Genomic DNA, 17,898 nt, shown 5'->3' on the forward strand with positions numbered 1-17,898 from the left:
GCCGACCCGGAGTTGTGGTACGACGGCAGCCGCGAAGCCGACGCCAAAGCCGGATGCAAAGGGTGTCCGGCCCGGGGTAACTGCCTCGCCCTCGCCCTCGAAACAGACGAACCGTGGGGCTTGTGGGGCGGCTACACCGAGACCGAGCGGCGGCGCATCGCCGCTGGCCGCACACCTCGCGCCTGCCGATCCTGCGGCTTCGACTGCGTACCCGACCAGCCGCACCACGCCCGCTGCGACCGATGCACCACCAGCCCCGACGGCCGCGACATCAACGACGACCGGGACGCCATCGCCCGCATGGCCGGCGATGGCCTGACCGACCGGCAGATCGGCGAACGGCTCAACTGGTCGGTCGGGAAGGTCAAGACGTGTCGGGAGCGGCACAACATTCCCAGCGCGTGGACCAACGGCGGCGGGCGGAACCGGCCCGACAGCGAAGTGAAGCCGTGCGGCACCTACGCCGCCTACCGCCGGCACAAGCGGCGCAACGAGCCCGTGGACGAGGCGTGCCGGGTCGCGCACAACAACCGATCTGCTGACATGCGCCAAGCCCGAGAAGACGCCACGACAGGAGCCAGCCAATGATCCTCATTCCCACCGGTGAACTGACCGGCGCCCTCGCCGACGTCATTCCGTTCACCTTCCCCGACGACGACCTGCCCGCCCTCAACTGTGTACGCATCGAATGGGACGGGTCCATGCTCCACGCCCTGTCCACTGACCGGTACCGCATCGCCTGGGCGTCATGGCACCCCGACGACGACCCCGACATGGACACCCAAGACGACCTGTTCACCACGTGGGGTGGGGCCGACGACCCGTGGTCGGCAACCATCACGCTCGATGACGCCAAAGAACTCGTGAAGGTGTTCAAGCTGCCACTCAAGGAGCAGCGGGTGCCCCTCAGCGTCGACTTCGCCAACGGGCAAGTCACCGTCCGGCGGGACCGGGACACCGGGTACACGGCCCTGCGGCTGGACATCCCCGACCAGTTGGCCGAGTTCCCCGACGTGCGGAAACTGCTCGCCGACTCCGACCGGGTGGAGTCGGTGGCGGGGCTGGCGTTCAACGCCAAGTTCCTGGCCGACTTCGGGAAGGTCCGGCCGCGGGCACCCATGCAGATGTCGTTCACCGGCTCGAAGACCATCGCCCACGTGGCGATCGGTAAGCGCTTCGCGGGCGCGATCATGCCGATCAACGAAGGCCAAGAGGCCGCCTGATCTCGGGTGTGGCCTATCGAGGGGGTAGGCCACCCCACTACCCCGCCCGGAGGTGACCCCATGGCAACAGACACCCCGCCCGCACCCACCCGCAGCACGGTTGACCTCAGGCCGCTCTGCGAGCCGTGCAGCGCCCAACATGCCAGGTGGCTCGACTACCGGCTCCCCCGAACCTTCGGCATCGCCTACGACTCCGGCACCCCCTACGACGTGAGCACGGCAGGCGTGCGTGATCGGCGGCGCAGCCGCTTCGAGGAATGGCGGGCGACGATCAAGTTCAACCAGGACTTGATCGCCCGCACCTGCCGCGAGCAGCGGCACATCGAGCCGGCGTGCGAGGCCATCCCGGCCATCGTCGTCGTGCAGCGTCCCCTGTTCGACATGCCCGAGCCGACGCGGGCGGCGGCGTGATGAGCACCGACCCCGGACCCCTACTCACCGCCGCACTCGAAGCCGCCGTGCCCCTGCACATCCTCAACCTCGCCCAGCTTCCCGCCCGCGTACGCGACAGCATCCGACAGCGGTGGGCCGCAAAGGGCGTAGACGAGATCGCCCACCGGGGCGACACGTTGCAGTTCGGCAGCAAGAAGAAAGGCGAGGCGGCGCAGGTGTTCAACGCCCTCGCGCGGGCCCTCGCCGCCGCCGCATTCCAGCCTGGCGGTATCACGTTCGCCGGCGTGCACTGGTGCACCGACCACCAGCAGTGCGCGGACTCGTCCGCCAACCCGCTCGACGTCAACGCCACCCCGGGCGAACCCACCGGCCCCACCTACCAGGGACGGCCCATCAACGACGTGCACCTACCGGAGGTGGCCTGATGCACGACCACGAACTAGCCCACGGGTGGCGGCTGTCCGACATTGCCCGCCTCGCCCGGCAGTCCGCCGGCACCAACCGCACTATGGCCGCCGACCACCGCGACCTGCACGACGCTGCTTGGTCGGCCATCGCCGAACACATCTACACCGCCGAACATTGGCCCTCCGAACATGACCTGCTGGCCGCCGGCCGCGCCGCCATCTGGGCGATCGTGCGCGCCCACCGCACCGTCTACGGCTACCGGGACCGCGAGTGGGATGCGGGTGTGGCGTCGGCGCCCCGCTTCTGCGCCTACTGGCTCGGGCAGCGGCAAGTAACGCCCAGCCCGGAGGGGCCGATCGTGGAGCAGGAAACCCTGCCCCGGCTGCTGGCCGCCCTGGGTGATCCGTACCGGCAGGCGATCGTCGCGTTGGCCGCGCACGCCGGCAACGAACACGTGCGGCAGGTCACCGAACATGACTGCGGGCATTGTGGGCGACGGTGGTCGGGGCACACGGACCGGGACGCTGCCGCCTGCTCGCTGGGCATCAGCTTGTCGGCGTTCAGCGGGCGGTTGCAGGTGGCCCGCCGCGAGTGCCTGCGGTGGTGGTTGGAACACGAGACGCCCCGCCAAGCGGTTAGGCAGCGTCCGGACCGTCGCAACAACCGGCGTGAGGTGCAGCCGTGTGGGACACCGGCGGCGGCGCGGCGGCATCGGAGCCGCGGTGAGCGGCCGTGCGAGCTGTGTGCGCCGGTGGAACGGGAGCGGGACCGGCTGCGTAAGGCGGCGCGACGTCAGGCGGTGACAGTGTGACCGCGAAGGTGATCGACCTGAACTCACGCCGCCGGACTGCCGCCGTCCGACCGGCCCCACCTACCAAGCCGTGCGCTGCCGGGGTGACGCCGTGCGGGGCTGAGCCTGCCCGCCTGTACGCGTGCGGGTGGAGGTGCGACGGGCACGCTCCGGGAGCAGCACGAAAGCCCGACACCGTGACGGGGCCGGGTGATGTGGCGTGAGAGGGCTAGTCGGTCTGCTCGGGCGGCTTAACCCAGCCGTCGCGCTTGTTCGCGTCCGCGTACAGCCGGCTCAGGTGCTCACGGGAGTATCCGGAGCGGCGCGCGGCCTCGGCGATCGACAGGCCCGCGCGGATCGCCGCGATGGCGTCCTCAACCAGCTTGTCCCGCAGCTTATACAGGCGCTCTTCGACCTGGTTGTACTCGCGCACGGTCGCATCGAACACGCGGAGTTGCGGCGTGTCCGTGACCTTCCTGATGGAGCGCGGCATGAGACGGATTGTGCCACGCCCGACATCACGACCTTGGGACGCGGTGCGATGCCGTGATCCTCTTGACTCAGTAGTTAACGTATCCATGCAGTGATCCTACATCACGTCATAGTGTAGTGTTATCCCGATCAACGGCAGCACGTGGAGGCAAGTCTGTGACAACCCGGTGGGAGGTGGAAAACGCCTTGGAGACGGTGAACATGGACCCGGCGGGACGGCACATCATGCTGCGCCTGCTGACCCGCAGCGTCATCGCGACCGCCGAAATCCCGGTTCAGCACGCCCCCACCTTCGATCAGCTCGCGGCAGTGACCGGCTACTCCCGCTCGGCAGTCGCAGAGTGGATGAAAGTACTGGCCGCGACTGGCTGGGCGTGCCGGACATCCAGCGTCGCGAACGTCAAGTCCGGCTACCAACTGGCTGTCGGCGCCCCGTCTGTGGTGCTGCCGAAGCGCGAGTCGAGGGCTAAAAGGGCGGCAGCCGGTAGTCCGCTCAGCGGACCAGAGGTGGACGCAGAGTCACCGGACCCGCAAGCCCATTTAACGGACATCGAGGGTGAGGTAGTCCGCTCAGCGGACCACCCTACGGCCGGTAGTAGTCCGCTCAGCGGACCAGAGGTAGTCCGCTCAGCGGACCAAAGTAGTCCGCTCAGCGGACCAGAGGCCGACCCTTCTCCTATTAGTAGTTCTTTTACCTTGACCAACCCCGACCCGGCCCGGACGAACTCACCCGTCCCGTCACAGCGTCCGACCGCCGACGTGCTGGATTGGGCCACCACTAACGATCCGTCACGGTCACGTCCCCCCGCCATCAACCCGCCCCGCACCGGCCCGCAGAGAGCCCTGTTCGCCAAGACCGACGTGAAGATCACAGACCGCGAACGGATCATCCTCGACGCCCTCCACTCCGACGACTGGCCGGAAGCCACCCCCGCCGACGCCAAAGCCGTCGACAAGATGGTCCGCCAGGTCCACCCCAGCAAGGGCATCGGCTACCTGCGGGGCATCGCCACCGGCAGCGGCTTCACCGGCTTCTACCTCAAGGTCCGCGAGCAGCGCGCCAAAGTCGTTGACGAGCAGATCAAGCGCCTGGAGCGCACCAAGCCGGCCTGCGCTCACGGCACCCTCGCCGGCACCGAACTGCACCCCACCCACGGCATCATGCTCTGCCCCCAATGCCGGGCGGGGATTCCCGCCGAACCCGACGGACCCACCACCCATCCCGCCGTCGCCGCCGCCCTCAACGCCTACAGCAGTGACTACACCGGCTACCTCACCGTCATGGACCGGATTCGCCTCGCGCAAGAAGCCGAGGCGCTGCACACCGCAGGCGCCACCCCCGAACAGCTCACGACCCTCGCGCACAGCGCAGCCCGTACCGGCGTTGGCCTGTTTGCCGCCGCCACCCGAGAGGACCACTGATGCACCACACCAGCGACACCGAGCAGCGCGACCGGGCACCAGCCTGCGACGTCGATGCCGAAAAGGTGATCCTCGGAATCCTGCTCACCGACCCTGCCGCCCCGCGCGCCGCAGCGGATCTGATCACCGACGAGGACTTCTACAGCCCGAAGCACACCGACCTGTTCCGCACGATCATGGACGCGGCCAGCAACGGTATCCCCACCGAGCCGGTCGCCATCGCAGGAATCCTTGCCGACCGGGGTGACCTCAACCGGCTGGGCGGGGGGCCGTTCCTGCACGAATGCGTGGCCCTGGTGCCGTCGGTCGCTCACCTCAGCTACTACATCCGGCGGGTCACCGACTGTGCGCAGCGTCGCACCATCGAGGCGACCGGGGTCAAGTTGGCGCAGGCCGCCACCTCCCCCGGCCGCGACGTGGGCGACCTCGCCGACCTGGCGCGCAGCCTCGTTGAGAAGGCGCAGCCCCGTCGGCGCAAGCTGGAAATGACCCAGTTGGGGTCACTCATCAACCCTGGCCTCGACGACATTGAGGCACGTGCGACCCGCCCCCCGGGCATCAGTACCGGCTACAGCATGGTTGACGCCATCCTCGGCGGCCTGCGACCCAAGCAGCTCGTCACCGTGGCAGGCGCGACAGGCATGGGCAAGAGCATCGCTCTGGTGGACATGGCCCGGCACATCGCCATCACATCCCGGTTGAAGGTCGCGTTCTTCACCTTCGAGATGTCGAACAACGAGGTGTTCGACCGGATCCTCGCCGCGCAGGCGAAGGTGCCCCACCGGCTGATCCGTGACGGGTTGCTCGACCAGGAGGACTGGCGTCGCATCAACAGCAAGATCGGCCCGATGTCGAACGCCCCCTTGTTTCTCACCGACAAAGCGCCGATGCGGGTGGTGGATATTCGCGGGCACTGCATGCGCCAGCAGGACGGCCCCGGCCTGGATGTGGTGTTCGTGGACCACATGCACCTGACGCACCCGTCGAGCCCGCGCATCGTCGACCGCACGGCGATCATGGCTGATGTCAGCCCGGCGTTGAAGCTGCTCGGCATGGAACTGGACGTGCCGGTTGTGGCCGCCGCCCAGCTCAACCGTGGCCCGTCGTCCCGCCCGGACAAGACACCCGAGCTGACGGACCTCAAGGGTTCCTCGTCGATCGAGCAGGACTCGAACGTGGTGATCCTGCTGCACCGACCCGACTACTACGACAAGGAATCTCCCCGCCGAGGCGAGGTGGATTTCGTGATCGCCAAGAACCGGAACGGGGAGACGGGCACGGTCACGATGGCCGCCCAGTTGCACCTGTCCCGCTTCGTCGACATGGCCAGCAATGAGGAGTGAGGTCGACATGCTGACTTGGGAGTTCATCTGCGAGGTTGACCCACGCTTGGCCGAACTGGAAAGCGTGGCCGCTGAGGCCGTGCGGAAGGGTGCCATTCCCGACCGCGTCTACGCCGACGCTAAGCCGTACGTGGGCGCTCTGGTGGGGTGGCGACGCGGACGGACGCCGGCGGTATCTCAGCCCAGCCCCGTGCAGCAGCGCTTCGCCTGGGTTGTCGCGGTCGTAGTCGTCGGCCCTGACGACGCCCGCATGGCGTCGCAGCAGGCGTACGAGGTGGCGATCGGGCAGATCTACGACGCCGTCACCCGTGCGGCGAACATGCGGTTGGCGTCGTGACCGCCTCCCGGACGTTCACGACCAGCGCGATCACGTGGCGCTGCCACCAGTGCGACCTGCCTGCACGCGCCGGGGTGCTGCACATCAACCACCAGCAGGTGCACGCTGCCGAGCAGGCCGCGAAGGCTTGGGATGCGGACCATCCGGCCGATGAGGCATTCAACGTGGCCGACGTGTTGATGATGCCTCACCTCGCGCAATGGCAGGTGTCGTGTGATGGGTGCCTGAGCAGTCACGACTGCGGCGGCTGCTACGAGATCAGCCTCAGTCAGGTTTCGACGTTCACGGCGTTGCTGCGGTGGCAGGCGCACCTGTACGACAAGTCGTGGTTCGACGCGACGAACTGGGTGGCGTTCGTGCACCGCCTGGCGCAGGAGCACGCCCCGCACGAGTCGGCGGGTGCGTGGTGACCGCCCCGATGAACGACGGCCTGCGGATGGTGGCGGCCCTCGAAGCTGCCGGGTTCACCGTGTACGCCCCCCGCCGCGGTGCTGTGCGGATGGCCCGTCCGGGAACGGATGAGGGTTGGTGGCCGGTGCCAACCGATCCGACCGCGCCCGAGTTCGCGGAGATGTTGGCGAAGGTACGGCGGGTGTTGTTGGAGGACGTTGCCCACGGTGAGGCAGCGCGGACGGCGCTGGCCCTGTACGACGGGGAGGCGTCGTGACTATCGAGCCGTCGTACGCCACCCTGCGCGCCCACAACCAGCGCATCACCGGGATGCTCGCCGACCCGGAGTGTGTCGGGGAGCTGCTGCTGGTCGGGATCGGCATGGCCCGCTGCGTCGACCTGGGTGATCCGCCATGGGGCGACACCGGTTCCATGCCGATGAAGGTGATCGCCGCCGCCATCTACGGCAACCGTCGCCTCCCCGGCAACCTGCTCGGCACCACCCACCTCTCCGACCGAGGGGATCACCGACCGAACCGGCGCATCCGGGATGTGTTCTTTGCCGACCGGCGCCGGTACAGCCCTGACGTGGACGGCGACCGTTCGTGGGCGAACGTCACCTGCGGGCGGCCGATGGTGCGCCGCGAAGGCTTGTGCGGCCGGTCCGCGTCGTCGAACGCCCGCCGCCTAACTGACCCTGCGACCGGGCAGCGCCGCTGGGTTGGTTCGTGTTCGCAGCCTGCCTGCAAGCAGTGGTTCACGGACCTGCTGGACCGCAACCGCGCCGAGCTGGCCGCCCACCCTGCCCCGGAGCCGCCCGCGAACACGGGCGGTGTGTTGGAGCGGCACCTTCCGGAGGTCGACTGGTGGAAGGTGTGGCGTGCGGTGGACAAGACGTGGGCACCGCCGCCGGAGGGTCGCCAGTTTGAGCGGCCCACGTTGACGTTGGTCGTGGATGATGAGCCCGCCTCGGAGCCGGTGGTGTCGGCGCGTCCGACGCTGCGGGTGCTGGACGGGGGTTGGCGATGACCGCCCCGGCATGGCCAACGGTGATGGTGACTGGCCACCGCCCCCAGGACATCCCCGCTGACGCTCACGGATGGGTGCGGGAAAGGCTCACCGCGGCTGCGGTGTGGTTGCGTGACGAGCGTGGCATGACCACTGGCATTACCGGCATGGCGTTGGGTTCGGACATGTGGTGGGCGGACTCGCTGCACCGGGCGGGGGTTCCGTTCGTGGCGCACATTCCGTTCCCGCAGCAACCGGACCCGTGGCGAGAGTTCAACCCGGGGGCGGTGGCTGAGTGGCATCGTCTGCGCGCCCTGGCCGCGAAGGTGGTGCCGTACGGGGATCTCGCAGGCTTGGCCGAGCACGCCCGTAAACGGGTGGTGGTGAAGCTGCTGCACGAGCGAAACGACGGGATGCTCACCGCCACCGAGCAGGCGGGCGGTGCGGTGTTGGCGGTGTGGAAGCCCAGCAAGCGTGACGGGGGCACGTTCTCGGCGCTCAAGAAAGCCCACCAACTGCGCCTGCCGGTGATCCTCGTCAACCCGGAAGCCCAAACGACGACGGTGCCGTCCCGTGACCGGCTGGCCGACCTGCTGTACCCGAACCGACCCCAACCGTTGATCGAAGCCTGAGGAGGCAACCCATGCCCACACCAACCCCGCACACCCTGACAATCACCGAGACCGTCGAGCACGGCGTCACCGAGCAGGAGTACTCCGTCGAGTGTCCTGGCGTCACCGACCGCTGCCGCATGTGGATCGAGTGCATGCAGGACAAGGAGCTTGACTACGACCTTGACGAGAACGAGTGGCGGCACGTCGTGCACGGCGTGGAGCACCGGCGCATCGACGACCGGTGGATGGTCCGCACCGAGACGTGCTTCGTCCGTGACAACGACGGGCTCGACGAGGCCGCCGGGGATCTGGAGTTGCCCGGTGGCGTCTACCCGGTCGACTTCGACAGCGGCGACGACCAGTGCAGCCTGTCCCTCTTCGTCCCCGCCAACGCCTGACCGGGAGGACAGCCATGACCGACACGATCATTGACCCGTTCCACGCGTCCGCGAACCTCGCTCCGGCCCCGAAGACTCGGGAGGCTGCCACCCGTGAGGCGTGGATCCGGCACTACGCAGCCGAAGCCCTCGCAGCGCACGCCAAATTCCGCGCCGAGATCAGCACTCTCCCCCACAACCCGGCTCCCGGCTCTCGCCCGGACATCGGCTACCTGATCCTCGCCGCCACGTCGGCGACCGCTGCCGCTGTGGCGCTCACCGAGCCGACCAGCGACGCACCCGAGCTGATCTGGGACCTGTCCCCCGAGCTGGGCGCGTTGAACGGCGAGTGGGAGGAGTGGCTTGTCGACGTGCTGGTGCGGTACGGGGTGAACCCGGGGCACATCGACCCGGCGTACAGCGCGGACGACTTCGAGGGGCGAGTGCAGTCGTGAGCGGCCCGCCCCTGCTTCTTCTGCGGCCAGTCCGAGCCCGATCACGTGGACGGTCGCTGCGAGCGGTACCAGCCGAACAACCCCGACTTCGAGGAGACGACCATGAGTGAGCCCTACTACGAGATCACCATCGTGAAGCACGACGTCCACCCGAGCGTGCGGGACCGGCACGCCGACGCTGCTGTCCCTGTCGACGTCATCTCCGCGACGGTGCTGCCGCAGTTGGCGGGGGACATTCTGCGGGCGACCGCCGACCAGATCGCCCCGAAGGGGCCGGTGGCACGGTGACCGACACGCCTGAGACACCCCGCGACCGCCTGCATCAGATGATTGCCGCCGCCGCGCAGCGGGAGTACGACGACAGCATCACGAACATCGGCACCGTTGCCCACTCCGAGCACCTGGGGTCGCGGATCGCCGCCGAGGTGATGAACCTGTTCCCCGAGGTTGAGCTGATCCAGGAGGGCCGGTACGCCGACGGGTCGTGGCCTCAGCCGGCGCACGAGTTCCCGAACTTCATCGAGCCGACCCACGCCCGCTACGAACTGCGAACAGCCCCAGAACCGGTGAGCCGCAGCGCGGAGGTGACCCCTTGACCGACACCCGGCGCGTGGTCGTCGCACACCCGTTCACACCTGAGTCGGCCGCGCTCAACTTCGCGGCCCGCCTGCTGCGCCTCGACCACGAGGATCACGAGCTGCTGCACTCGCACCTGGCCGCCACCGCCGAGGACGTGCCCGCCATCCGCGAAGCCCTGCGAGACCTCGCCGACCGGCTCTCCGTCGGGGCCATTCTGCCCGCAGGCACGAAGACGGTCGAGCAGCCGGGCATCCGCATTCGCCGCAACGGCGTGGTGATATCAGAGGAGCCGGTCACGCGAGAGCAGGCACAGATCATGGTCCAAAGCCATGAAGCGCACCGTGCTGCCAATCCTGACTGGCGTGGCTCGGCCGAACTGATCCATCGCCACCAGCACACCACCCCGTGGGCAACCATTGAGGAGAAGTCGTGACCACCTGGATCCCGTGGGCCGTTTACGTCGTTGGCTGGCTACCCGCCTGCTGGGTGCTGGCCCGCTACGTGCCGGACTTTGCCTACGGACCGTTGAGCAGTCACGCCGACGACGCCCTTCTGAGGCCGATTGCCCTGGGCTTCACTGCGCTCCTGTGGCCCGTCTACGCCGCCGTGGCGCTGTTCGCCCTGCCGGTGTGGCTGGTGACGAGAGGGCTCGACCGGTGACCGACGCAACCAGCGACTACAACACGACAGCCCTCACCGCTCGGTGGGCTGCTGTGGTCAACGATGAGATCGGCGGTTGGGCTGTCACCACCAACAGCCTCGGCTCGTGCGACGGGGGCAGGATGGCCGCTGATCTGGTAATGACCCGCGAGGTGGCCGAGCACATCGCCGACGTGCACAACCACTGGTTGGCGCGGCAGAACATGGGCGTGCCGTTCGACGAGGGCATCATGTCGCGGAGCGAGCTCACGGCCCGGATTCTCGGCTACCCAGACGCGGGCGTACCGCAACCCACCGGGTTTATAACCGTGGATACCTCCCGGCCAAAGGGATGGTGGGTGCCGCTCGTGCCGCTTGCCCTCGCGGCGGTGTTCGCGCTGACGACTGTGTTGTGGCTGGCGGTCACCTGATGTCCAACCGTGACGGGGCGGACCGTCTGCGCCTGTTCCGGGCGTTGCGGCGTGCCCGATGGCGGGTGGAGTTCGCCAAGTCCGGCCACGTCAAAATCTGAAGCCGAAGACCCCCAACCAGAGGAGCCAGCCATGAGCGCGTCCGACGTTATCCGGTCTGCCACCCGCGACGCGTACACCGACCGCGAAGGACTCGGCACCGGTGAGGCATTCGATGCTGCCACTGATGCCGCCTACACCGCCACCCTCCGCGCCGCCTACTGGAAGCTGCGCGAGCACGCCACTGGATACCGGAACGCCAACGCCTACCAGCGGGCGCAGGAACTCGCCAAGTCAGGCGACCCCCGAAACGAACGGCACGCCGCCATGCATCGGGCGTTCGCGCGCGGAATCGAAGCCGCTGGGGAGGACATCGCGGCGATGCTCGGCATTCCCGAGCACGAGATCGAGCCGGTCGAGCCGTGACCCTGCCGCTGCTGCCGGACGCACCGCCCGCCGAGTGCCGCAACTGCGGGCACAAGGTCCCCACCGGCCGCCTCTACGACGGGCTCGGGGAGAAGTGCGCCCGGGACGTCGGCCTGCTTCCGCCCGCCACGCCCCGAGTGACCGGCTACGACGGGCAGGACGGGCCGAATCTGCTCGACATCCTCAACCAGTCGCATCGGAAGGAACGTGCCGTGATCGGGTCACCGGGGGACGTGGTGTGCCGGCAGCGCACCGACGACGAACACGAAGCCGTGCGGGCGGCCCAGCAGCGACGGGGGTTGACCGGTGGGTGAGCGGGACGAGGCGGCCCGGTGGCGGCACGCCGTGATCGTCAACTGGCATCGGCGGCTGTACCGGCGCAGGCTGCGGGCACGGCAGGTCGGCCGGTGGTGCAGGTGATCGTGAATGATGTACGCAGCGTCATCAGAGGAGGGCTAGTGGCAGCCGATCCCCCGGCCCAGCACCCGAACCAGACGGTAACAAGTGACGCACTGTCACCCGTTGCGGGGAAGCCGACGTGCCCGCGTTGCGGCTCCCCACGATGGATGTCCGTGTCCCTCGACGGCGGCTGGTCACGGCGGGCGCAGTGCGTGCCATGCGGCGCGTACCACCCCGACACCATCGGCCCCGGATGGCGGTCACCACGGTTCGGTGACCCCGACGCAGCCCACCCCGACTACCGGGAAGAGTGGAAGCCGTGACCGACGCTGATGCGCAACCCCGCCGGTGGTACGACTACCAAGGCGGCATCGTTGAGCGCCCCGCAAACACGCCGTTGACTGCTTGGAACTGGTACGACCAGTACACGCACGTCATCTGGCCGGACGGGCACGGCAGCCTATCGCAGGTGCTGACGCGGTGCGGCAAGCGCGGTTGCCCTGCTGCCCGCAACGAGATCCCCGGCCGGGGTGAGGTGGACTGCCCTGAGTGCATCACCGAGGGGCAGCCATCGTGACCGACGACCGGATCGCGTGGCTGACCGCGCAAATCGACGATGACGAGCAGTTGGCGCATGATGCCGGTGGGCGGAACGGTCCGCATGGACACTGGACGCGTGACGGCAGCATCAGTTGCGTCGTGGACGCCGACAACAAGCTGATCGTCTACGGCGAGGGTGAACCCACGTCGGATCAGGCAGATCACATCGCCCGCCACGACCCGGCCCGCGTGCTACGCCGGATTGAGCGCGACCGCCGCACCCTCGAACTGCACGACCGCGACCACGAATGCTCCGTGTTCGACGGCCCCGACGGCGAGGTGTTCAACTGCGCTTGGCTGCTGAAAGGCGACACGTGCTCGACGGTGCGGCTGATGTTCGACGAGTACGCCGACCGTCCCGGCTACCGACCTGAATGGGGGACGCTGTGAGCGATGCCGCCCGGTGTGCTGCCGGCAACGTCGCCACCCGCTGCTGCGTCGGGGACCCATGGGCGAACATCACCGCGACGGACGTCATGTGCCACGGCGAACCCCTCGACTTGGCCGTCATCACCAACGCTGCCGCAACGGGCGTCGACCCGCACGAACTCGACTGGCATGTCACCGCCGTCTGCGGGTGGGAGTCACACGACTTCGGCTATGCCGCCCACGTCACCGCGATTGCCCGGGATCTACGGGACGACGGATGCGAAGTGCCTGACTGCCGGTTCGGAGGCTGGAAGTGACACGCGAACCGTCCTGGTACACGGTCGTCATCGACGTTGTGGAGGGCGGCGAGTGGACGCAGCTCGAACCGCCCACAACGCAGGCAACCGAACTCAACCCGCAAGACTTGGCGGACGTCACCGCAGACGGCTTCTTCCTGTCAGAGCGGGCCGGGCAGTGGCAAGTGCGCGTCTTCGAGGGCTACAACCGGTTCGACAACCTGCTCACTACGCTGCGGGATGGTGACGTGTGAGCGGCCAGCCCGGCGGCGGATGCGACGACCCGCGAACCACTCACCCCCACTGGTGCGGGTTCTGCGGTGCCCAACAGTTGTTCGCCCGCGTCCAGTGCCAGCGGCTACGGTTCGTGCCGCCGTGCCCCCGATGCCGGGAAGCTGACTGGCGCAGCGAGGTAGACGAACTCACCGCACCCGACCACCGGGAGGCACCATGAGCATCCTCGACGACGTTCGCTTCTGGGCCACGGTGATTGAGGAGCAGCGCCGCATCCTCATCTGCCCACCCGCCATGGTCGACGCGGTTAACCGCAAACTTGTCGAGCTGGGCATGGGCGGTTTCCACGAGATACAGGCTTCGCCGTACATGCCCGACAACCAGATTTGGATGGTTGACCCCAACGCGATGGAGGCCGCCACCCGACAGGCAATGCAGCGAGTCCGGTTCTGACGGCAGCGGCGGCCAGGTCCCACAACCCGGCCGCCGCCAATCCCACCACCCCGACATCCCACGAGGTCTTTCGCCAGCGTAACCGCGCCGATCGGAGACCCACCACATGCACGACCACACCGATACCGCCGACGGCGCGTGCAACGCCTGCCACAAACGCGACCCCGAATACGGGCTGGTCTGCGAACCCTGCCGACGCTGGCTACCCGTCGCCCTCGCCAGCTTGCTCGAACTCGCCGGACGGCTTCAAGACCAGCTCATCCCCGCCGACGACAGCACCACCGCAGCCGTGCTCGTCTGCCGCACCTGCCATCTCACCGTGCCCGCCGGCCACACCCCCCGACACCCCGGCCACCCCGAACACGACCACTCCCCCAGCGGCAAATGGCACGGCGGCTGGACCGCACGCCACCTCATCCGCCGCACCGCCGGCCCCGCCCCGTCCATCGCCCCCGACATCATCGTCACCGGCGGCGGACACGAAGCACCCGTACCCCTCGACCTACACGCTCACGACCTACTCGGCCCCGTCATCCGCGACGGCGGCCGACCCATCGACGTCACCGGCGACAACTGGATTCCCGCCAGCAGACTCACCCCAGTGCCCGTCAACCACACCCGCTTCGAAGTCACCGAGCGGCGCGAAGAAACCGAACGCGAAGACGGCACGCTCGCGGTCACCTTTCACCGCGACTTCCGCCACCACTGCGAACAGCTCACCGTCATCGACCGGCAGGCCCGCCGCGACCCCAACGGCTACAAGGTGATGATCCCCGCAGGGGACCAGATCGGCGCCATCCCCGTCGCGCAGATCCTCGACCAAGAAATGCGGGCGTGGGCGGACGCCGGAGCACCCGGCAGTCAACACCGGCCCACCCCCACCATTCCCAGCCTCGTCGACTGGCTTGGCAAACGCCTCGACTGGGCGTGCGACAACTATCCGGGCATCGACGCGTTCGCCGACATGCTCAGCAGCACCCGCGGCGCCCTCATGGGCGCGCTCGGCGACTTCGACCCCCAGGCCGAACTGTGCGATGGAGTCGACTGCCCCGCCTGCACCCTGCGCATGCTGTACCGCCGCCAGGACGGCACCGGTGACATCGAATGCCAAAACCCGGACTGCCGGCGCATCCTCACCCCGGGCCAATACCGGGACCATTTGAAAGAAATCGCCCCCACCGCCAGGCGACAGCGGCAGTCCGCAGTCGTGTGACCGGCGTGTCATGCACCCCCACTGGTCATCTTGATCGGCAGGCTTTAGCATTGGGGCCGGCGAAGTCTGCCCACAAGCACCCCAGGAAGCCCCGCAGCCCACACGGCGCGGGGCTTTCCCGTGTACCCGACAGGGGGTGACAATGCGCCCCGGAGCCAACCCCGACGCGAAGCTCACCGCCGCGCAACTCGCCCTCGCGCTCAACGTGACACCGCAACTCGTCAACACGTGGCACACCGACGGCTACCTCACCAACGGGGAGCGCGTCTACCTGCCCGAGGCGGGACGCAACTGGAAAGGCCACCGCCTGTTCCGGTACCTCGACGGGGCCAAAGCGGAAGCCGCGACCCGTCAGTCCCCGCGCTCATTCCGCAAACCGTGCGCTGTCCGCGACTGGGATGCCCTCGACCGGAAGCCATCCCACGCCGACGCATGGGTCAGCTGACCACGACCAACCGGAAGCGCCGCACCGCCGCCGCCCGCCCCACCAACCGACCGGGAGGCAACCCGATGCTGTCCCGCCTCAACACCTGGGCCCGCGACTGGGTTCAGGCCCCCGCCCGCATTACCCGATTGGAGCACCACATGGTTTCCGCCAAGGACCAGCTCACCGAACTCAAGACCGCCTTCACCGACTTCAGCTCGGATGTTGACGCCAAACTCAACCAGCTTCTGGAGGCGCAGGGCAACCTGACCCCGGACGCTCAGGTCGTCTTCGACGAGCTGAAGGCCGCCGTCGCCTCCGCCGACGAGCGCGTGGGCGACGCCGACGGCTCCGACACCCCGCCCACCGAGCCGGGCACCGACACCTTCCGCTGACCGGCAGACCGGCCCCGAGTAGGCAGCGTCCCCAGCGCGCCACCCGGGGCCACCGGGTCACTTCACCTGCCTGAGCCACTTCTCCGCCCCACAGGCGGCGACACGCCAACGTGAACCCAGGAGGAACGTGACCCATGGCCCGGCCAACCAAAGCGCAAAGCGTCGCCATCGCGAAACGCCGCGCCGACGCCGTAGCCATGCGCCTCACCGGGGCCAGTTTCCAGCAGATCGCCGACAAACTCGGCTACAACTCGCGCGGAGCCGCATGCCAAGACGTGGGTCGGGCGCTTGAGGCGAGCGTCGCCGAACAGACCCGCGCCGTTGAGGCATACCGGGAAGAGGAACTACAACGCCTCGACCTGCTGATGGAAGAAGCGTGGCGTGTGCTTCGCCGGCAGCACGTAACCGTGTCGCACGGCCGGGTGATCCGTGATGAGGGCACCGATGAGCCGCTGCTTGATGACGGCCCTGTGTTGGCGGCGATCGACCGGGTGTTGAAGATTCAGGAGCGCCGGGCGAAGTTCCTCGGCTTGGATGCGCCACAGCGGCATGAGGTGGTGACGTTGGATGCCGTCGATGCTGAAATCCGACGGCTCACCGCCGAGCTTGGCTCAGGTGAAGTTGGCGAAGCTTCGTCAGTTGAGGCAACTGCACAGCCTGAAGGCTGAGGCGGACCGGCGGGAGCGGGCCAGCCGGCCTCGGCGGTGGGCTTCGCCACTGGACATGGCGCAGGTGTTGGATCGCACGGTGGTCCGCACCCCCGCCCTCGACCTGATCAACAGCGCGTTGGTGGAACTCGCCCACGGCGGGATCGACCGCCTGATGGTGAGCATGCCCCCACAGGAAGCCAAGTCGACGACGGTGTCGCGCTGGTACCCGGAGTGGCTGTTGTCGCAGGTCGATTCGGATCTTCGCATTCTGATCATCAGCTACAGCGATGACATCGCGCGGCGCTGGGGCGCGGAGATCAAGCGGGACTTTGAGACGTTCAATGGCGAGGACGGGGCGGTCGACCTCGGCGTGCGCCTGCGTTCGGATTCGCGGGCGGCGGGACGTTGGCAGGTTGAGGGCGGACGTGGTGGTGCCTTCGCATCCGGCGTTGCAGGCAGCGTGACCGGACGCCCCGCCGAGGTGATCATCATCGATGATCCGATCAAGGATCTTGAGCAGGCGCAGTCACCGATCTACCGCGAACGTTTCCAACGGTTCTGGCAGGGCGTCGCCGTTCCCCGCCTTGGCCCCGGAGCCCGCGTGGTGTTGGTGCAGACACGCTGGCATGAAGAAGATGCCGCCGGCTGGCTGCTGCAACACGAAGGCCGCAAGGAAAACGGCGGACGCTGGACCGTCATCAACATCCCCGCCCAGGCCGAACAGGGCGAGCCCGACCCGCTCGGCCGGCAGCCCGGCGAGTACATGATTTCCGCACGCGGTGCCCGCGACTGGGAAAGCACCAAGAAGTCCGTCGGCCCGTACGTGTGGGCGAGCCTCTACCAGGGGCGGCCAGCACCCGCCGAGGGTGGGCTGTTCAAGCGGCTCTGGTGGCGGTATTTCACCCGCCACAGTGACCGCGTCACCCTCGGCAGTTCCACGTACGACCTGCGGGACTGTTGGCGCTTCGCCACCATCGACCTCGCCAACTCGACACGCACGTCTGCCGACTTCACGGTGATTGCCGCGTGGGCGCGCACTATCTCTGGCGACCTCGTCCTGTTGGACATGGTGCGGGCGAAGATCGGCGGGGAGCAGCATTTCGCCCACGCCCGCCCGCTGGTGGAGCGGTGGAAGCTCGACACCGTGTTCGTGGAGGGTTCCCAGTACGGAACGACGCTCGTGCGTGAGGCCGCCAACTCGGGTGTGCCGATCACCGCGATCCAGGCCGAGCAGGACAAGTTCTCTCGGGCGCTGCCGTATTCGGCGTGGGTGGCGTCGGGCCGGGTGTGGCTGCCTGCTGGTGCGATGTGGCTAGACGTGTGGCTAGGTGAGCACGCGTCGTTCCCGGCCGCCGCCCACGATGACACCGTGGATACGGGGTCGATGGCGGTGCGGGTGGCGATCACACAGTCGGCGCCACTGCTGTCGTCTCCGCCGCCTGCACACGATGTCGATGAAGTCGACTTGGAGTCGGTGCCGCTGTAGCTGGCCGGGGGTG

At 68.1% G+C, this 17,898-nt stretch carries 32 protein-coding genes; 31 read left to right on the top strand and 1 reads right to left on the bottom strand.

From position 1 onward, the window contains the following. Window positions 1-12: 12 nt before the first annotated feature. From ABZU91_RS05195 to ABZU91_RS05215, 5 genes are read left to right on the top strand one after another with little or no spacing between them, the layout of a single operon-like run. Entirely contained in the window at window positions 13-588 is a 576-nt protein-coding gene (locus ABZU91_RS05195) for a WhiB family transcriptional regulator (RefSeq protein WP_355234115.1), read from the top strand. Then, window positions 585-1,223 (top strand): hypothetical protein, encoded by a 639-nt coding sequence (locus ABZU91_RS05200; RefSeq protein ID WP_355234117.1) that lies wholly within the window; start codon window positions 585-587, stop codon window positions 1,221-1,223. The genes ABZU91_RS05195 and ABZU91_RS05200 overlap by 4 nt, the downstream gene beginning before the upstream one ends. A 60-nt stretch (window positions 1,224-1,283) precedes the next feature. Then, window positions 1,284-1,634, top strand: a complete 351-nt coding sequence (locus ABZU91_RS05205; protein ID WP_355234120.1) for a hypothetical protein — start codon at window positions 1,284-1,286, stop codon at window positions 1,632-1,634. Then, window positions 1,634-2,041 (top strand): hypothetical protein, encoded by a 408-nt coding sequence (locus tag ABZU91_RS05210; protein ID WP_355234123.1) that lies wholly within the window; start codon window positions 1,634-1,636, stop codon window positions 2,039-2,041. The genes ABZU91_RS05205 and ABZU91_RS05210 overlap by 1 nt, the downstream gene beginning before the upstream one ends. Further along, window positions 2,041-2,835, top strand: coding sequence for a hypothetical protein (locus tag ABZU91_RS05215; RefSeq protein WP_355234126.1), 795 nt, complete (start codon window positions 2,041-2,043; stop codon window positions 2,833-2,835). The genes ABZU91_RS05210 and ABZU91_RS05215 overlap by 1 nt, the downstream gene beginning before the upstream one ends. Before the next feature lie 208 nt (window positions 2,836-3,043). On the opposite strand, the gene ABZU91_RS05220 is transcribed toward ABZU91_RS05215, so the two are convergent. Beyond that, window positions 3,044-3,307 (bottom strand): hypothetical protein, encoded by a 264-nt coding sequence (locus tag ABZU91_RS05220; RefSeq protein ID WP_355234129.1) that lies wholly within the window; start codon window positions 3,305-3,307, stop codon window positions 3,044-3,046. Between the two features lie 758 nt (window positions 3,308-4,065). Here ABZU91_RS05220 and ABZU91_RS05225 point away from each other — a divergent pair. The 26 genes from ABZU91_RS05225 to terL all read left to right on the top strand — a co-directional run bounded on the left by ABZU91_RS05225 (window position 4,066) and on the right by terL (window position 17,885). Then, on the top strand, window positions 4,066-4,728 hold the full coding sequence (locus ABZU91_RS05225) for a hypothetical protein (protein ID WP_355234132.1): 663 nt from the start codon (window positions 4,066-4,068) through the stop codon (window positions 4,726-4,728). Next, window positions 4,728-6,071 (top strand): replicative DNA helicase, encoded by a 1,344-nt coding sequence (locus ABZU91_RS05230; protein WP_355234135.1) that lies wholly within the window; start codon window positions 4,728-4,730, stop codon window positions 6,069-6,071. The genes ABZU91_RS05225 and ABZU91_RS05230 overlap by 1 nt, the downstream gene beginning before the upstream one ends. 7 nt (window positions 6,072-6,078) lie before the next feature. After that, window positions 6,079-6,408: a hypothetical protein gene (locus tag ABZU91_RS05235; protein WP_355234137.1), complete on the top strand. Its 330-nt coding sequence runs from the start codon at window positions 6,079-6,081 to the stop codon at window positions 6,406-6,408. Then, window positions 6,405-6,818 carry a hypothetical protein gene (locus ABZU91_RS05240; protein WP_355234141.1) on the top strand — a complete coding sequence of 138 codons (414 nt, stop codon included), beginning with the start codon at window positions 6,405-6,407 and terminating at the stop codon, window positions 6,816-6,818. The genes ABZU91_RS05235 and ABZU91_RS05240 overlap by 4 nt, the downstream gene beginning before the upstream one ends. An 8-nt stretch (window positions 6,819-6,826) precedes the next feature. Next, a complete protein-coding gene (locus tag ABZU91_RS05245) occupies window positions 6,827-7,075 on the top strand; it encodes a hypothetical protein (RefSeq protein ID WP_355234144.1) in 249 nt (82 codons plus the stop codon). Further along, entirely contained in the window at window positions 7,072-7,827 is a 756-nt protein-coding gene (locus tag ABZU91_RS05250) for a hypothetical protein (protein WP_355234146.1), read from the top strand. The genes ABZU91_RS05245 and ABZU91_RS05250 overlap by 4 nt, the downstream gene beginning before the upstream one ends. Beyond that, window positions 7,824-8,438, top strand: a complete 615-nt coding sequence (locus ABZU91_RS05255; RefSeq protein ID WP_355234149.1) for a hypothetical protein — start codon at window positions 7,824-7,826, stop codon at window positions 8,436-8,438. The genes ABZU91_RS05250 and ABZU91_RS05255 overlap by 4 nt, the downstream gene beginning before the upstream one ends. Before the next feature lie 11 nt (window positions 8,439-8,449). Next, window positions 8,450-8,818, top strand: coding sequence for a hypothetical protein (locus ABZU91_RS05260; protein WP_355234152.1), 369 nt, complete (start codon window positions 8,450-8,452; stop codon window positions 8,816-8,818). A gap of 14 nt (window positions 8,819-8,832) precedes the next feature. Further along, window positions 8,833-9,252 (top strand): hypothetical protein, encoded by a 420-nt coding sequence (locus ABZU91_RS05265; RefSeq protein WP_355234155.1) that lies wholly within the window; start codon window positions 8,833-8,835, stop codon window positions 9,250-9,252. 102 nt (window positions 9,253-9,354) lie between these two features. Further along, entirely contained in the window at window positions 9,355-9,540 is a 186-nt protein-coding gene (locus ABZU91_RS05270) for a hypothetical protein (protein ID WP_355234157.1), read from the top strand. Next, window positions 9,537-9,848: a hypothetical protein gene (locus ABZU91_RS05275; protein ID WP_355234159.1), complete on the top strand. Its 312-nt coding sequence runs from the start codon at window positions 9,537-9,539 to the stop codon at window positions 9,846-9,848. Before ABZU91_RS05270 ends, ABZU91_RS05275 begins: the two co-directional genes overlap by 4 nt. Then, the gene (locus ABZU91_RS05280) at window positions 9,845-10,264 is read left to right on the top strand and encodes a hypothetical protein (RefSeq protein WP_355234162.1); all 420 of its coding nucleotides are present in this window, start codon (window positions 9,845-9,847) and stop codon (window positions 10,262-10,264) included. The genes ABZU91_RS05275 and ABZU91_RS05280 overlap by 4 nt, the downstream gene beginning before the upstream one ends. After that, the gene (locus ABZU91_RS05285; RefSeq protein WP_355234165.1) at window positions 10,261-10,491 is read left to right on the top strand and encodes a hypothetical protein; all 231 of its coding nucleotides are present in this window, start codon (window positions 10,261-10,263) and stop codon (window positions 10,489-10,491) included. The genes ABZU91_RS05280 and ABZU91_RS05285 overlap by 4 nt, the downstream gene beginning before the upstream one ends. After that, the gene (locus tag ABZU91_RS05290) at window positions 10,488-10,901 is read left to right on the top strand and encodes a hypothetical protein (RefSeq protein ID WP_355234167.1); all 414 of its coding nucleotides are present in this window, start codon (window positions 10,488-10,490) and stop codon (window positions 10,899-10,901) included. Before ABZU91_RS05285 ends, ABZU91_RS05290 begins: the two co-directional genes overlap by 4 nt. Window positions 10,902-11,033: 132 nt before the next feature. Further along, window positions 11,034-11,366 (top strand): hypothetical protein, encoded by a 333-nt coding sequence (locus ABZU91_RS05295; protein ID WP_355234170.1) that lies wholly within the window; start codon window positions 11,034-11,036, stop codon window positions 11,364-11,366. Then, window positions 11,363-11,680, top strand: coding sequence for a hypothetical protein (locus ABZU91_RS05300; protein WP_355234173.1), 318 nt, complete (start codon window positions 11,363-11,365; stop codon window positions 11,678-11,680). Before ABZU91_RS05295 ends, ABZU91_RS05300 begins: the two co-directional genes overlap by 4 nt. Before the next feature lie 404 nt (window positions 11,681-12,084). Further along, window positions 12,085-12,342 carry a hypothetical protein gene (locus tag ABZU91_RS05305; RefSeq protein WP_355234176.1) on the top strand — a complete coding sequence of 86 codons (258 nt, stop codon included), beginning with the start codon at window positions 12,085-12,087 and terminating at the stop codon, window positions 12,340-12,342. Beyond that, window positions 12,339-12,755, top strand: coding sequence for a DUF6221 family protein (locus tag ABZU91_RS05310; protein WP_355234179.1), 417 nt, complete (start codon window positions 12,339-12,341; stop codon window positions 12,753-12,755). The genes ABZU91_RS05305 and ABZU91_RS05310 overlap by 4 nt, the downstream gene beginning before the upstream one ends. Beyond that, on the top strand, window positions 12,752-13,051 hold the full coding sequence (locus ABZU91_RS05315) for a hypothetical protein (protein WP_355234182.1): 300 nt from the start codon (window positions 12,752-12,754) through the stop codon (window positions 13,049-13,051). The genes ABZU91_RS05310 and ABZU91_RS05315 overlap by 4 nt, the downstream gene beginning before the upstream one ends. Then, window positions 13,048-13,284, top strand: coding sequence for a hypothetical protein (locus ABZU91_RS05320; protein ID WP_355234185.1), 237 nt, complete (start codon window positions 13,048-13,050; stop codon window positions 13,282-13,284). Before ABZU91_RS05315 ends, ABZU91_RS05320 begins: the two co-directional genes overlap by 4 nt. Before the next feature lie 196 nt (window positions 13,285-13,480). Further along, the gene (locus tag ABZU91_RS05325; RefSeq protein WP_355234187.1) at window positions 13,481-13,717 is read left to right on the top strand and encodes a hypothetical protein; all 237 of its coding nucleotides are present in this window, start codon (window positions 13,481-13,483) and stop codon (window positions 13,715-13,717) included. Window positions 13,718-13,823: 106 nt separating this feature from the next. Further along, window positions 13,824-14,930, top strand: a complete 1,107-nt coding sequence (locus ABZU91_RS05330) for a hypothetical protein (protein WP_355234190.1) — start codon at window positions 13,824-13,826, stop codon at window positions 14,928-14,930. Window positions 14,931-15,072: 142 nt separating this feature from the next. After that, window positions 15,073-15,375, top strand: a complete 303-nt coding sequence (locus tag ABZU91_RS05335; protein ID WP_355234193.1) for a hypothetical protein — start codon at window positions 15,073-15,075, stop codon at window positions 15,373-15,375. Further along, complete coding sequence (locus ABZU91_RS05340) at window positions 15,363-15,749, top strand: hypothetical protein (protein ID WP_355234196.1); 387 nt, start codon at window positions 15,363-15,365, stop codon at window positions 15,747-15,749. The genes ABZU91_RS05335 and ABZU91_RS05340 overlap by 13 nt, the downstream gene beginning before the upstream one ends. A 134-nt stretch (window positions 15,750-15,883) precedes the next feature. Then, window positions 15,884-16,417 carry a hypothetical protein gene (locus ABZU91_RS05345; RefSeq protein WP_355234199.1) on the top strand — a complete coding sequence of 178 codons (534 nt, stop codon included), beginning with the start codon at window positions 15,884-15,886 and terminating at the stop codon, window positions 16,415-16,417. A 55-nt stretch (window positions 16,418-16,472) separates the two neighbouring features. Then, window positions 16,473-17,885, top strand: a complete 1,413-nt coding sequence (gene terL, locus ABZU91_RS05350) for a phage terminase large subunit (protein ID WP_355234202.1) — start codon at window positions 16,473-16,475, stop codon at window positions 17,883-17,885. The last annotated feature ends 13 nt before the right edge of the window (window positions 17,886-17,898 follow it).

Origin of the sequence: Micromonospora sp. NPDC005174 (assembly GCF_040608495.1) — a bacterium.
Taxonomy (GTDB): Bacteria; Actinomycetota; Actinomycetes; order Mycobacteriales; family Micromonosporaceae; genus Micromonospora.

What these genes read in the sequence shown, in the direction of transcription:
- ABZU91_RS05200 (WP_355234117.1), top strand. Translation starts at nt 585, where the DNA reads ATGATCCTCATTCCCACCGGTGAACTGACCGGCGCCCTCGCCGACGTC.
- ABZU91_RS05205 (WP_355234120.1), top strand. Translation starts at nt 1,284, where the DNA reads ATGGCAACAGACACCCCGCCCGCACCCACCCGCAGCACGGTTGACCTC.
- ABZU91_RS05210 (WP_355234123.1), top strand. Translation starts at nt 1,634, where the DNA reads ATGAGCACCGACCCCGGACCCCTACTCACCGCCGCACTCGAAGCCGCC.
- ABZU91_RS05215 (WP_355234126.1), top strand. Translation starts at nt 2,041, where the DNA reads ATGCACGACCACGAACTAGCCCACGGGTGGCGGCTGTCCGACATTGCC.
- ABZU91_RS05220 (WP_355234129.1), bottom strand. Translation starts at nt 3,307, where the DNA reads ATGCCGCGCTCCATCAGGAAGGTCACGGACACGCCGCAACTCCGCGTG.
- ABZU91_RS05230 (WP_355234135.1), top strand. Translation starts at nt 4,728, where the DNA reads ATGCACCACACCAGCGACACCGAGCAGCGCGACCGGGCACCAGCCTGC.
- ABZU91_RS05235 (WP_355234137.1), top strand. Translation starts at nt 6,079, where the DNA reads ATGCTGACTTGGGAGTTCATCTGCGAGGTTGACCCACGCTTGGCCGAA.
- ABZU91_RS05245 (WP_355234144.1), top strand. Translation starts at nt 6,827, where the DNA reads ATGAACGACGGCCTGCGGATGGTGGCGGCCCTCGAAGCTGCCGGGTTC.
- ABZU91_RS05255 (WP_355234149.1), top strand. Translation starts at nt 7,824, where the DNA reads ATGACCGCCCCGGCATGGCCAACGGTGATGGTGACTGGCCACCGCCCC.
- ABZU91_RS05260 (WP_355234152.1), top strand. Translation starts at nt 8,450, where the DNA reads ATGCCCACACCAACCCCGCACACCCTGACAATCACCGAGACCGTCGAG.
- ABZU91_RS05265 (WP_355234155.1), top strand. Translation starts at nt 8,833, where the DNA reads ATGACCGACACGATCATTGACCCGTTCCACGCGTCCGCGAACCTCGCT.
- ABZU91_RS05270 (WP_355234157.1), top strand. Translation starts at nt 9,355, where the DNA reads ATGAGTGAGCCCTACTACGAGATCACCATCGTGAAGCACGACGTCCAC.
- ABZU91_RS05295 (WP_355234170.1), top strand. Translation starts at nt 11,034, where the DNA reads ATGAGCGCGTCCGACGTTATCCGGTCTGCCACCCGCGACGCGTACACC.
- ABZU91_RS05325 (WP_355234187.1), top strand. Translation starts at nt 13,481, where the DNA reads ATGAGCATCCTCGACGACGTTCGCTTCTGGGCCACGGTGATTGAGGAG.
- ABZU91_RS05330 (WP_355234190.1), top strand. Translation starts at nt 13,824, where the DNA reads ATGCACGACCACACCGATACCGCCGACGGCGCGTGCAACGCCTGCCAC.
- ABZU91_RS05335 (WP_355234193.1), top strand. Translation starts at nt 15,073, where the DNA reads ATGCGCCCCGGAGCCAACCCCGACGCGAAGCTCACCGCCGCGCAACTC.
- ABZU91_RS05340 (WP_355234196.1), top strand. Translation starts at nt 15,363, where the DNA reads ATGGGTCAGCTGACCACGACCAACCGGAAGCGCCGCACCGCCGCCGCC.
- ABZU91_RS05345 (WP_355234199.1), top strand. Translation starts at nt 15,884, where the DNA reads ATGGCCCGGCCAACCAAAGCGCAAAGCGTCGCCATCGCGAAACGCCGC.
- terL (WP_355234202.1), top strand. Translation starts at nt 16,473, where the DNA reads ATGGCGCAGGTGTTGGATCGCACGGTGGTCCGCACCCCCGCCCTCGAC.